The organism is Mesorhizobium sp. YC-39, from assembly GCF_025753795.1.
Taxonomy (GTDB): Bacteria; Pseudomonadota; Alphaproteobacteria; order Rhizobiales; family Rhizobiaceae; genus Mesorhizobium.
In genome coordinates, this window is record NZ_JAOWPS010000001.1 from 1,434,413 (window position 1) to 1,447,257 (window position 12,845).

The window sequence follows — 12,845 nt, forward strand, 5'->3', positions numbered from 1 at the left end:
CCAGTACGAGAAACTTCACCTTCTGCCCGCCAAAATTAACCTTTTGTTTCCTATGCCTGTTTAGCGTGGCTTAACGATTTGCAGCCGCTCCCAAGCCGCCAAGGGCAAAGCTCCAAGACAATGGTCGACAGGGAAAACCGTGAGGACTGGAGGCGCGAGCGCTCCCTGCTGGCGCTCGGCCGGGCCGTGCGCGGCGAGGACGACGCTTCGCTGGTTTCGATCGGCGATCGGGCAGACCAATCATGGCGCGAGGATGCCGCAACACGCCATCAGCTCGCCCGCTCGCGCCGCGAGGCGCGACTGAATCCTCTGCTGGCCGCCGATACGACACAATTCGAGGCCGATTCCGTTTTGGCCACCGAGACGCAGCGTGACGCCGACGAGGCTGCCGCAGGTGGCTACACGCAAGATCGGCGGCCCGAAGAGCCGGCCGCCACGGATGCTTTCGAGGTCCGCCGTCCCCCTGCCGCACCCGAGCCTCCATACATGGGTGAAGAGCAACGGCCTTCGCGGGACGAAGCCGTCAGAGGTGGCTATATGCAAGCCCGGCAGCCGGGAGGGTCGGCCACCACGGGTGTTTCCGAAGTCCGCCGTCCGCCTGCAGCATCCGAGCCTCGATACGCGGGTAAGCAGCAGCCCTCACGCGACGATGCCGACGCACAGGAATGGAGGCCACTGATCGATCCGATGCAGGTCGTCCGCGGCATTGCCAGATCGAAGACGCTGATCGTCGCCATGACGATATTGGGCACTGCGCTTGGCGTCGCCATCGCGCTCTCGACACCGAAGAAATACGAGGCCACCGCCGAACTGATCGTCGACCCTCGCGACCTGAAGCTCACCGACCGCGATCTCACCCAATCGGTGGTTGCGTCCGACGCGACGCTGGCCATCGTCGAAAACCAGGTGCGCGTGCTGACCTCCGGCACCGTTCTCAACAAGGTCGTTGACAAGCTCAATCTCGTCAACGATCCGGAGTTCAACGGGCAAGGGTCGGGTGGCCTCGGCGTCATGTCACTCATCCGGTCAATCCTGTCGCGCAGTGACGGGCCGGGCGCCGACGAAAGCCGCCGCCGGGCGCTGGCGGTTAACAATCTGGCCGAAAGCCTTTCAGTCGAGCGAGGCGGCAAGACCTTCGTCATCACCGTCAGCGCCACCACGCAAAATGGCGAGAAGTCGGCTCTCATCGCCAACACGATGACGGATGTCTTCCTGCAGACCTTCGGCCAGATCCAGTCCGACACCGCAGGCCGCGCGACCGACGAGCTGACGGCCAGGCTCGATGAGCTGCGCAGGGGCGTGGAAGCAGCCGAGCGCAAGGTCGAGGATTTCAGGGCGACGCACGATCTGGTCGACGCGCAGGGCCGCCTGATCAGCGACGACGAGATGCTCAAGCTCAACGAGCAGCTTTCCATCGCCCGCGCCCGCACGCTGGAACTCAATGCCCGTGCGGCGTCGGCGCGTTCGATCGACGTGAATTCGGTGCTGAGCGGCACTTTGCCCGAGGAGATCAACTCCAACACGATGAGCGAACTGCGCTCGCAATATGCGACGCTCAAGCAGGAGGCCGATCGCGCCGCGATCCGGCTTGGGCCGCGCCATCCCGAGCTCCAGGCGCTTAGTGCCCAGCTTGCGGGGGCGCGCGACCGCATCGCCGCGGAACTGCGCCGCATCGCCTCATCGCTGCAGGTCGACCTGAAACGCGCCGTGCAGCTCGAACAGGATCTCGCCTCCCGCCTGGCGCAACTGAAGGTCCGCAGCGGCGACGTCAACAGCGACCTGGTCACCTTGCGCGAACTCGAGCGCGAGGCCACCGCCAAGCGCTCCGTCTACGAACAATATCTTCTGCGCGCCAAGGAAACCGGCGAGCAGAAGGACATCAACACCGCCAACATCAACGTGATCTCCAAGGCCTTCGCCCCGCTCGAAGCGAACGGGCCCTCGCGCGCCGTGATGGTGCTGGCAGGCCTGCTGGGCGGGCTTGCCTCCGGCATCGGTCTCGGTGCCATGCGCGGCGCTTATGAGAGCCTGCGCGAAACCGCCAATTCACGTTCGCGCCGCAGGACCGATGAGCGCCCAACACCTCTCGAAGACAGGGCATATCAGGCGCCACCACCGTCCGTCTCGCCGGTCGAGGCCGCTGGCACGCAACGTTCGGGTCCGGTCGGCGCGCTGCTGTCGGTGGTGCGCAAGATTATGCCCGGCCAGGCGGCAAGTGAAAAATCGGCGCGTTCCAGTGATCCCATCCCACCCGCTATCGCCGAGAGCGAGAAGCCAATGGAGGAACATCCCGTCTATCCGTCTCCCTACTACCCGCCCCAGCAGACGGCGTCCCCGGATCACTCGCAGCCACAGTTCCAGCAAGGCGGCTATGCTCCGTATCCGCAACAGCCGCCCCTGCCTCATCAGATGATGCCTCGGCAGGCCGTCTATCCGGCCCCGCAGATGCAGCCATACCCCTATGCGCAACCGCCGATGGGCTATCCCTGGCAGGTGCAGCCGCCGCCGGCCGGCCATTATCCCTATCCGCCGCCCGCGATACCTTACGCGGGGCAGGCGCCTTACCCGCAGCAGCCCGCGCCGCCGACCTATCCTCAGGCCCCGCTGGATGAGGCCCATCACGCTTCGGATGCCGATGAACAGCAATCCTCGGTAGACGAAATCCGCGCCAGCCTGCGTGAGTTCCGCGAAGCGGTTCGCGAACTCACCGAGAGCCGTTCGCGCCGCCGTTATTTCTGAACCCCGAATAAACACCGCCGGTTTCGAGTTAACGGCATAAGACGGCGCATTGACGGGATTGCCCGCTCGATTTTTCGTGAAAATGCCGCGCTGCATGTTACCCAAAAACCTGCTCTCGCGATTCCGAGGGCAGGCAGTGGTTTGGGCAACGACTTGCATGGGACAAAGACCCGAAGCACGCCGCATGAATCCCTTCAGACGCGACGTGCTTTGGGCGGAACGGTGTTGAAGGTGGTTCATGGCAGAAGTGATTGACGGCAAAAGCGTTGCCGAGGATGTGGTGCGGCGGGTCAAGGACCTGGCCGCCGACCTGACGGCAAAGGGCGCGCGCAAGCCCGGTCTCGCCGTGGTCATCGTCGGCGAGGACCCGGCGAGCCAGGTCTACGTCGCCTCCAAATCCCGCACCGCCAAGGAATGCGGCTTTCATTCGCTCCAGCACACGCTGCCGGCCGAGACCTCCGAGCAGGAATTGCTTGATATCATCGGTGAGCTCAACGCCGATCCGGCCATCAACGGCATTCTGGTGCAACTGCCGCTTCCCGGCCATATCGATGCCGGCAAGATCATCCAGACCATCGCACCGGAAAAGGATGTCGACGGCTTCCACTTCATCAATGTCGGCAAGCTCGGCACCGGCGAACTCGAGACCGCCTTTGTTCCCTGCACGCCGGCTGGCTCGATGCTTTTGATCGAGCGCGTGCGCGGCAAGGATTTGTCCGGGCTCAACGCCGTCGTCGTCGGCCGCTCCAATATCGTTGGCAAGCCGATGGCCAACCTTCTGCTTGCCGCCAACTGCACCGTCACCATCGCGCACAGCCGTACCAAGGATCTGCCGGCGCTGGCCCGCACCGCCGATATTCTGGTGGCCGCTGTCGGGCGCCTGGAAATGGTCAAAGGTGACTGGGTCAAGCCGGGCGCCACCGTCATCGACGTCGGCATCAACCGCATCGCGGCGCCTGAAAGAGGTGAAGGCAAGACCCGTCTCGTCGGCGACGTTGCCTATGCCGAGGCGGCGAAGGTCGCCGGCGCCATCACGCCGGTGCCGGGCGGCGTCGGGCCGATGACCATTGCCATGCTGATGGCCAACACGCTAGCTTCCGCCTATCTCGCGGCCGGATTGAAACGGCCGTCCTTCTGAACATTGGGTTCGAACCCTGGAAAGTCGCAGCTTTGCCGAACCTTGTTGCTCCTGTTGAACGGCCGGTCACGAATGATCCCGTTCAAGGCGGCCGGCAATTCGCGTTCCTGCTGGTCGACAAGTTTTCCATGTTCTCGCTGGCTGCGGCGATCGATACGTTCCGCTCGGCCAATCGCCTGCTCGGCCGCGACTTCTACGGCTGGACGACGGTGTCGGCCGACGGCGACGCCGTCATGGCTTCCAATGGCCTGCCGCTCAAGATCGACTATGCCGTCGCCGATCTGCCGCCGGTCGATATCCTTTTTGTCTCGGTCGGACTGACGACGGAATTTCCGGGCAAGAGCAAGGTGCTGGCGGCGCTGCGCAGCTGGGGCCGGCGCGGCAATGCGCTCGGCGCACTGTCGGTCGGCTCTTATCTGCTTGCCGAGGCGGGCCAGCTCGATGGCTATCGCTGCACCATCCATTGGGAAAACCGCGCCGGTTTCGTCGAGCGCTTCCCCGACATCAACTGCACCGGCAATGTCTTCGAGATCGACCGCAAGCGCTACACCTGCGCCGGCGGCACCACCTCGATCGATCTGATGCTGGAGATCGTGCGCGGCGATTTCGGCTCCAACCTCGCCAATGGCGTCGCCAACCAGTTCCAGCACGAGCGCATCCGCTCCGCCGGCGACCGCCAGCGCGTCGGGCCGGAACGCGACCTGACCGGCAAGTCGGAGAAGCTGAGGCGCATTGTCGAATTGATGGCCGACCACCTCGACGAGCCGCTGTCGGCGGTGCAACTCGCCAAATCGGCGGGCCTGTCAGTGCGCCAGGTCGAGCGCCTGTTCCTGCGCCATCTCAGCGTGACGCCCGGCCGCTATTACATGCGCCTCAGGCTCGAGCGGGCCCGGGAATTGCTGCGCCAGACCAACATGCCGATACTCGACGTGGCGATCGCCACCGGCTTCACCTCGCACTCCTATTTCGCCCAGAGCTACCGGCTGCAGTTCGGCCGGCCGCCTTCCGAGGAGCGGCGCACGACATACTGACTGTTCAAGGCTGCGAGCCTCTCCAACGTATAGCGCTGCCGTCGCGCGAAATGGCGTTCAGTTGTGCTTAACGTCTGGCGCGGCTTGTGTCCTGCCGCCACGTCAAATAGCCTTCCCCTTTGGGGGCTTGCTCAGGAGATTTTCATGGTGGGACTTGCGCGGAGCGTCGCTGCGGCGGCCTTCCTGCTGTGGATGACGACGCTCGGCCATGCCGCCGATCGTGTCATCGTCATTCTCGATGCCTCCGGCTCCATGTGGGCGCAGATCGACGGCAAGCCCAAGCTCGAAATAGCCCGCGAGTCCCTCAGAGCCGCGCTGCAGTCGATCCCGACCGACAGGGAGATCGGCTTCATGGCCTATGGCCATCGCGAGAAGGCCAGTTGCGAGGACATCGAACTCATCGTGCCGCCACAGCCGGGTTCGGCCGGCGCCATTTCCACCGCCGCCGACAGCCTGAAATTTCTCGGCAAGACGCCGCTGAGCGCGGCCGTCAAGCAAGCGGCCGAAGCGTTGAAATACACCGAGGACAAGGCCACGGTCGTTCTCATCACCGACGGGCTCGAAACCTGCGGTGGCGATCCTTGCGCGCTTGGCAAGGAACTGAAGGCTGCCGGGGTTGATTTCACCGCTGACGTCGTCGGCTTCGGCCTGACCGCTGATGAGGGCAAGCAGGTCGCCTGCCTCGCCGAAAACACCGGCGGCAAATACATCCAGGCCTCGGACGAGAAGGCGCTGCAGGAAGCGCTCGCCGAAACGGTCGCTGCACCTGAACCTGCACCGGCACCTGCGCCCGAACCCGCGCCTGCACCGCAGCCGGCGCCCGAGCCGGCAAAGCCGGAATTCAATTTCACCCCGACCGTGGTCCTGGCCGAGGGCGGCGATCCTCTCACTGACGGCAATGCCTGGGAAATCTACAAGGCGATGGCCGACGGCACGCGCGGCGATTCCATCGCCACCGAATACGGGGCCTACAAGGGCAATCTCGAACCGGGCGACTACATCGTCGTCGCGCGCATCGGCGAGGCCAAGGCCGAACAGAAGATCAAGATCGAGGCGGGCCAGGTCTACAAGCCCCTCTTCACGCTGAATGCCGGCACGTTGATCATTCATCCGCGGCCAAGCGAGGGCGCCGACGTGGCCGATAGCGCGGCTGTCGTGATCGCCTATCCGGGCGCTGATATGCCCGCGACCTATTATGGCGACACGAAAGTCGTGCTGCCGGCCGGCGACGAGAAAGTGACCGTCACGATCGGGCAGGGCGTGGTGACCGAAACGATCCCGCTTACTGCCGGCAGGGTCATCGACAAGGACATCATCGTTGGCGTCGGGAATGTCGTTGCCAACGCCTATTACACAGCCGGTGGCGACAAGGCCGATGGGACCGGCGTCGGCTTCAAGGTGCTCAAGGCGAAAAAGAAGATCGACGGCACGCGCGAAGAGGTGACCTATGCCTATGGTCCCGACAGCAAGTTCGATCTGCCGCCGGACGACTATGTGATGGCTGCTACCGTCGACCTCGCCGTCGTCGAGCAGGCGTTCAGCGTCAAGGTCGGCGAGCATCAGGATCTGAAGATCGCGATGAATGCCGGCGTGCTGGCGATCACTGCACCCGGAACCTCGAAGGTCGAGATATTCGAGGCGAAGAAGGACATTAACGGCAATCGCAAATCGCTCGGCTATGCCTATGACCAGAAGTATCAGGCGGCCATATCGGCCGGCGACTACGTCGTCGTCTCGGAGAAGTCGGACAATAGCCGCAAGGAAGGCACCGTGACCGTGAAGGCCGGTGAACGAGCCGAGCTTACCGTGCAATAGAATTCGGATTGCAACAAACGGAGGGCGGCCACGAGCCGCCCTTTTTCATGACGGAAAAAAGCCGTCACGCCGTTCCGAATGCGCTGGCGCCATGGTCGGCGCGGCCCACCAATTGCCGGAACCCGGCGAAAAGCTCGCGGCCGAAGCCGAACTCATTGCCGATGAGGTCGGCATCCGCCGTCCGGCGCAGCGCGAAATCAGCCGCCGGCACCAGCACTTCCAGCGTTCCGGCCTCGGCGTCCAGCCTGATGATGTCGCCATCATGGATCCGGGCGATCGGTCCGTCCTCGACCGCTTCCGGCGTCACATGGATCGCCGCCGGCACCTTGCCGGATGCGCCCGACATGCGCCCGTCGGTCACCAGCGCCACATGCTGGCCGCGATCCTGCAGGATGCCCAGCACGGTGGTCAGCTTGTGCAGTTCCGGCATGCCGTTGGCTTTAGGCCCCTGGAAGCGGATGACGGCGATGAAGTCGCCGGTGAGCGTTCCGGCCTTGAATGCGTCGTTCAGCCCTTGCTGGCTGTCGAACACCTTGGCCGGCGCCTCGATGATGCGCCGCTCCGGCTTCACGGCGGAAGTCTTGATGACGGCGTGGCCGAGATTGCCGGAAAGCATTTTCAGCCCGCCTGTCGGCTGGAACGCCTTCTTGAACGGCGCCAGCACCTTCTCGTCGCCGCTTTCGCGGGGGGCGGCCTCGCGCACCACGCTGCCGTCGGCGCCGAGCTTGGCCTCGACCGCATAGGGCCTCAAGCCTTCGCCCCACACCGTCTGCACGTCCTCATGCAGGATGCCTTCGTCGAGCAGTTCGCGGATCAGGAAGCCGAGCCCTCCAGCCGCATGGAAATGGTTCACGTCGGCAAGCCCGTTCGGATAGACCCGGGCCAGCAGCGGCACGGCTTCCGACAGGTCCGAAATATCCTGCCAGTTAATGGCAATGCCCGCCGCCGCCGCCATGGCGACCAGATGGATGGTGTGATTGGTCGAGCCGCCGGTGGCATGCAGGCCGACGATGCCGTTGACGATCGAGCGCTCGTCGATCATGCGCCCTGCCGGCGTATAGGCATTGCCGAGCGCGGTGATCGCCAGTGCCCGCTTCGTCGCTTCCCTGGTCAGCGCATCGCGCAGCGGTGTGCCGGGATTGACGAAGGAGGCGCCAGGGGTGTGCAGGCCCATGATCTCCATCAGCATCTGGTTGGAGTTGGCCGTGCCGTAGAAGGTGCAGGTTCCCGGCCCGTGATAGGATTTGGACTCGGCCTCGAGCAGTTCGGCGCGACCCGCCTTGCCTTCGGCATAGAGTTGGCGGACCTTGGCCTTTTCGTCGTTGGGCAGGCCTGTCGTCATCGGCCCGGCCGGGATGAACACCGCCGGCAGGTGGCCGAACGTCAGAGCTGCGATCACCAGTCCCGGCACGATCTTGTCGCAGACGCCGAGATAGACGGCGGCATCGAACATATTGTGCGACAGGCCGATTGCCGCGGCCATGGCGATCACGTCGCGTGAGAACAGCGACAGCTCCATGCCGGGCTGGCCCTGCGTGACGCCATCGCACATCGCCGGCACGCCGCCGGCCACCTGGGCAATGCCGCCGGCCTCGCGCGCCGCATCCTTGATCAATGCCGGAAATGTCTCGAATGGCTGATGTGCCGACAGCATGTCATTGTAGGAGGTGATGATGCCGAGGTTCGGCACCCGGTCGCCGCCCAGCGCCACCTTTTCGGAAGGGCTGCAGACCGCAAAGCCATGCGCGAGGTTGCCGCAGGACAGCACGGCCCGGTTGGCGGTGCGGTTCGACGCCTCGGCAATGCGGCCGAGATAGGCCTCGCGGCCTGGTTTGGAGCGTTGGCGGATGCGCTCGGTGATGGCTTCGATGTCGCGTCTTGCGGCCATGGCGTCGGTCCTTTCGTGGCCCCGGAAAACATCCTCCCACCGTCTGCCGGGACCATTGGCGAGTTGAAAATCAGGGTGCCCAGAAAACCTCTACGGCCTTGGGCGCTGCGTCGATCACGGCGCGAATGGGCTTTCTCGCGCCCGGTCCCATGGCGCCGTCAAACGCGGTGCGCTTGTCATCGCCTTCGATATGCAGCGCGACGAAACCGGCATCGATGATCCGCGCCATCGACAGCGTGAGCCGAGGCTCACCGCCGCTCGGTGCGTGTACCGGCAGCACGATCCTTGGCGAGGACGGGTCGAGCAATGCCGGGAGATTGTCGGCATCGGGAAAGAACGAGGCCGTGTGTCCGTCGGCGCCCATGCCGAGTATCGCCACGTCGAGCGGCCAGGGCAGCGATTTCAGCGCTTCGCTGTCCGATGCCGCCGCATCCTCGATGCTTGCCGCCTCGTGGTAGAGCGGCACGAAGCGCGCCGCGGACGCAGCGTTCTGCAAGAGGTTGGCGGCCACCAGCGCAGCGTTGGAGCGCGGTGAGGAAGGAGGCACGAAACGCTCGTCGATCAGCGTCACCGTGACCTTGTCCCAGGCAATCGGGATTGCCGAGAGGGCGGCAAAGAATTTCGCCGGCGTCGTGCCGCCGGAGACGGCCAGCAGCGCGGTGCCGCGCTCTGCGATCGCCTTGGTGAGGCGGCCCGCAACATGATCGGCAAGTGCGGCCGCCAATTCGGGGCGGTCGGCGAAGCCGTTCCAGTTGTAGGCGGCGTTCAATTGCTCTCGTGCCATGTCCGCCCGTCGCGTTCGATCAGCGCAATCGAGGCCGAAGGTCCCCATGTGCCCGCCGTATAGCCTTGCGCGTCCTGCCTTGCGCTTTCCCAGGCGTTCTGGATCGGGTCGATCCATTGCCACGCCGCCTCGACCTCGTCGCGGCGCATGAACAGCGTCTGGTTGCCGCGGATGACATCCATGATCAGCCGCTCATAGGCATCGGGCGCGCGGCCGTCGAAGGATTGCGCGAAACTCATGTCGAGCGAAATCTGGCGCAGCCGCATGCCGCCCGGCCCCGGATCCTTGATCATGATGAACTGCCTGACGCCTTCGTCCGGCTGCAGCCTGATGACCAGTTGGTTGGCGAAGATCGGCCCGGCGCTGTCGTCGAAGATCGAATGTGGGATTGGCTTGAATTCGATGACGATTTCCGAAACGCGGGTCGCCAGCCGCTTGCCCGTCCTGAGGTAGAACGGCACGCCCGCCCAGCGCCAGTTGCCGATCTCGGCCTTGATGGCGACGAAGGTCTCGGTGTTGCTGTCCTTGCCGAGTTCCTCGACATAGCTCTTCACCGGCCCTCCGGCCGAGGCTCCGGCGCGGTACTGGCCGCGCACCGTATGCTTGGGCGCCTCGTTGCCATTGATGCGCTTCAGCGACCGCAGCACCTTCAGCTTTTCGTCGCGCACGGCGTCGGCGTCCATCGACGACGGCGCCTCCATGGCGACGAGGCAGAGCAGCTGCAGCATGTGGTTCTGCACCATGTCGCGCAGCGCGCCGGCCTTGTCGTAATAGGTGACGCGGTCTTCCAGGCCAACCGTCTCGGCCACGGTGATCTGCACATGGTCGACATTGGCGGAATTCCACAACGGCTCATAGAGCGCATTGGCAAAGCGCAGCGCCATTAGGTTCTGCACTGTCTCCTTGCCGAGATAGTGGTCGATGCGGAAGATCTGGCTTTCGTGGAAATCATCGCCGACCAGGTCGTTGAGCGTGCGCGCCGAGGCGAGATCACGCCCGATCGGCTTCTCCAGCACGATGCGCGAATTCGGCGTGATCAGATTGTGCTCTTTCAGCTTGTGCGAGATGTCGCCGAACAGCGCCGGCGCCACCGCCAAATAGAAGGCGCGGATGCGGTCGCTGTCGCCGATCGCCTTCTTCAGCTTGTCGAAACCGGCGCCGGTGGTGGCGTCGGCCGAGACATAGGAAAGGCGGGCAAGAAACGTCTTCAGCTCCTTGGCGTCGATGTCGGCCGGCTTCACATGGTCCGAAATCGCCTGCTTGGCGAAAGCCTGGAATTCCTCGTCGGTCATCTTCGAGCGCGAGGTGCCGATGATACGGGTCGGTTCGGAGAACTGATGGTCGCGCTGGCGATGGTAGAGCGACGGCAGGAGCTTGCGTTCCGACAGATCGCCGGTGCCGCCGAAAATGATGAAGTCGAAAGGGTCGACAGGGATGATCTGGCTGGTCATGGTCCGTCCGCTCTGACGCCGGTCACGAGTACGCGGCTGATATATTCTAATCGATTTAAATTTTCCAGTGCCATGGTGTCACATCCCAAGGCCAGTCGGTCGTCACCGATTGGTCCTAACATGTACCCTTGACACTGGCGCGACCCGGAGGCTTGTCGCTAGCGATGGCTCCGGGAGGCCTTCGCACATGCAGCATAGAGCGGTTCAATGAGTGAGAAAAGCATGCGCCTGGAAAACAAGGTCGCCATCATCACCGGCGCTGCGTCCGGTTTCGGCGAGGGCATGGCGCGGCGCTTTGCCGAGGAGGGCGCGAGCGTCGTCGTCGCCGATCTCAATGCCAAGGGCGCCGAACGCGTTGCCGGCGAGATCGGTCGGAAGGCGATCTGGACCCAGACGGACGTCTCGCTGCGTTCCGAATTCGACGAGATGGTCTATGCCGCAAAGAGCGCCTTTGGCCGCATCGACATCATGGTCAACAATGCCGGCTACACCCATCGCAACGGCGACATGCTCGATGTCGACGAGACGACCTTCGATCTGATCACGGCCGTCAACATGAAGGCGATCTATCATGCAGCACTTGCCGTGGTGCCGATCATGGACCGGCAAGGCGGCGGCGTCATCCTGACCACGGCTTCCACGGCCGGCATCAGGCCGCGGCCCGGCCTTACCTGGTACAACGCGTCGAAGGGCTGGGCGATCACCGCGACCAAGTCGATGGCGGTGGAACTCGCGCCGAAGAATATCCGCGTCAACTGCCTCTGTCCGGTTGCCGGCGAGACCGGCATGCTGGAAAAATTCATGGGCGCCGACACGCCGGAAATGCGTGAGAAATTCCGTGCATCGATCCCGCTTGGCCGGCTCTCGACGCCACTCGACATAGCCAACGCGGCACTGTGGCTGGCGTCCGATGAGGCGGCTTTCATCACCGGCGTGGCGCTCGAAGTCGATGGCGGACGCTGCATCTGATCCGTCCGGCTATCTCGGGCCGCAATTTGACTTGAGCGTCCGGCGAAAGGCATAAGACGCTGAGATGGAACGGGCCATGGTTCTCACCGCAACCGGTGCCTTGATACGGGTTTCAGGCCGGCGCGGCCATCAGGCGCCGGTCTTGATGTAACTCTTGTAGATCCAGCCGCGCTTGCCGTTGTAGACGATCTGGCACCATTGCTTGCAGCCCATCACCTGCACGGACGTCTTGGCGGGAACGGTGACCATGGCGGCTGCATTCTTCTTCGGACCGGTTCGCATGGTGACGGCCCTCAGGATGCGTCCGGTGGCGGCCGCCGCTGCTTTCCGGGACTTGGCTTTGGCTTGATCGCTGTCATCCTGCGCTTGTGGATTCACGGCTGGAATGGCAGCGGTTTGCGCGCCGTCCGTGGCCGTCTTGCCCGGGGCCGCGACTTTGGCAAGCATTGTTGCCGCATCGTTCTTTGCCGCCGGGTCGGCGAATGCCGCCGCAGCGGCCGGCTTTTCAGCCGCCTGCCCGCTCTGGCCTGCCACCTGGCCGGATGTGTCAGTGGCGGGAGCGGGTGCGGTCTTTGATCCTGTCCAGCGGGGGTCATTCGGCGCCAGCGCCTGTACCTCGGCCTCCGCCGCGACCACCACCGGCGAAACCGCGTCGCCCTTGGCGGCGGCCCGCGGCAGTGCAGCGGCCGTTGTGGCCGCCGGGATGATCTTGGTTGTCTTTACCGGAATGGTCGGGACGGTCTGCTCGGGGCTCGCGACGGCTTGTCTCTCGCTGGCCGGCAATGCCAGCCATAGCGCAACCGCGGCCACGCCAAGCAGCGCTGCGGTGCCAAGCGCGGCGATCACCAGATGCGAGTTCGAGCGGACTCCTTGCCAGAAGGTAGGCCGCATGTCGTAGCCGAACTGCATCGCAAAGCGCCGTCGTTCCGGCATGCCGAAACTGAAGGGCTCTCTCACTCTGCCACCTCCATTTGCGGGCCGATGTTCTTTCGATCTGTGCCGGAAAGCCGGCATTCGATCGGCATCGGTC

The 12,845-nt window shown here is 64.2% G+C and carries 9 protein-coding genes; 5 read left to right on the forward strand and 4 right to left on the reverse strand.

Features of this window, described 5'->3' with window-relative positions; translation table 11 throughout:
• Window positions 1–120 precede the first annotated feature (120 nt).
• The 4 genes from OHD62_RS06765 to OHD62_RS06780 all read left to right on the forward strand — a co-directional run bounded on the left by OHD62_RS06765 (window position 121) and on the right by OHD62_RS06780 (window position 6,723).
• Window positions 121–2,739: a Wzz/FepE/Etk N-terminal domain-containing protein gene (locus OHD62_RS06765; RefSeq protein WP_263781694.1), complete on the forward strand. Its 2,619-nt coding sequence runs from the start codon at window positions 121–123 to the stop codon at window positions 2,737–2,739.
• Window positions 2,740–2,977: 238 nt separating this feature from the next.
• The gene (folD, locus tag OHD62_RS06770; RefSeq protein ID WP_263781695.1) at window positions 2,978–3,877 is read left to right on the forward strand and encodes a bifunctional methylenetetrahydrofolate dehydrogenase/methenyltetrahydrofolate cyclohydrolase FolD; all 900 of its coding nucleotides are present in this window, start codon (window positions 2,978–2,980) and stop codon (window positions 3,875–3,877) included.
• 32 nt (window positions 3,878–3,909) lie between these two features.
• Window positions 3,910–4,908: a GlxA family transcriptional regulator gene (locus tag OHD62_RS06775; RefSeq protein ID WP_263781696.1), complete on the forward strand. Its 999-nt coding sequence runs from the start codon at window positions 3,910–3,912 to the stop codon at window positions 4,906–4,908.
• Between the two features lie 144 nt (window positions 4,909–5,052).
• Window positions 5,053–6,723, forward strand: a complete 1,671-nt coding sequence (locus OHD62_RS06780) for a vWA domain-containing protein (protein ID WP_263781697.1) — start codon at window positions 5,053–5,055, stop codon at window positions 6,721–6,723.
• Between the two features lie 64 nt (window positions 6,724–6,787).
• Here OHD62_RS06780 and edd read toward each other — a convergent pair whose 3' ends face one another.
• From edd to zwf, 3 genes are all read right to left on the reverse strand, one after another.
• The gene (gene edd, locus OHD62_RS06785; RefSeq protein ID WP_263781698.1) at window positions 6,788–8,611 is read right to left on the reverse strand and encodes a phosphogluconate dehydratase; all 1,824 of its coding nucleotides are present in this window, start codon (window positions 8,609–8,611) and stop codon (window positions 6,788–6,790) included.
• A gap of 70 nt (window positions 8,612–8,681) precedes the next feature.
• Window positions 8,682–9,395: a 6-phosphogluconolactonase gene (gene pgl, locus OHD62_RS06790; protein ID WP_263781699.1), complete on the reverse strand. Its 714-nt coding sequence runs from the start codon at window positions 9,393–9,395 to the stop codon at window positions 8,682–8,684.
• Window positions 9,377–10,846 (reverse strand): glucose-6-phosphate dehydrogenase, encoded by a 1,470-nt coding sequence (zwf, locus tag OHD62_RS06795; RefSeq protein WP_263781700.1) that lies wholly within the window; start codon window positions 10,844–10,846, stop codon window positions 9,377–9,379. The genes pgl and zwf overlap by 19 nt, the downstream gene beginning before the upstream one ends.
• A 222-nt stretch (window positions 10,847–11,068) precedes the next feature.
• Here zwf and OHD62_RS06800 point away from each other — a divergent pair, with 222 nt between their 5' ends.
• On the forward strand, window positions 11,069–11,815 hold the full coding sequence (locus OHD62_RS06800; RefSeq protein WP_263782313.1) for an SDR family oxidoreductase: 747 nt from the start codon (window positions 11,069–11,071) through the stop codon (window positions 11,813–11,815).
• A gap of 129 nt (window positions 11,816–11,944) precedes the next feature.
• Here the strand turns inward: OHD62_RS06800 and OHD62_RS06805 are convergent, their stop codons facing one another.
• Window positions 11,945–12,772, reverse strand: coding sequence for an SH3 domain-containing protein (locus tag OHD62_RS06805; protein WP_263781701.1), 828 nt, complete (start codon window positions 12,770–12,772; stop codon window positions 11,945–11,947).
• Between the last annotated feature and the right edge of the window lie 73 nt (window positions 12,773–12,845).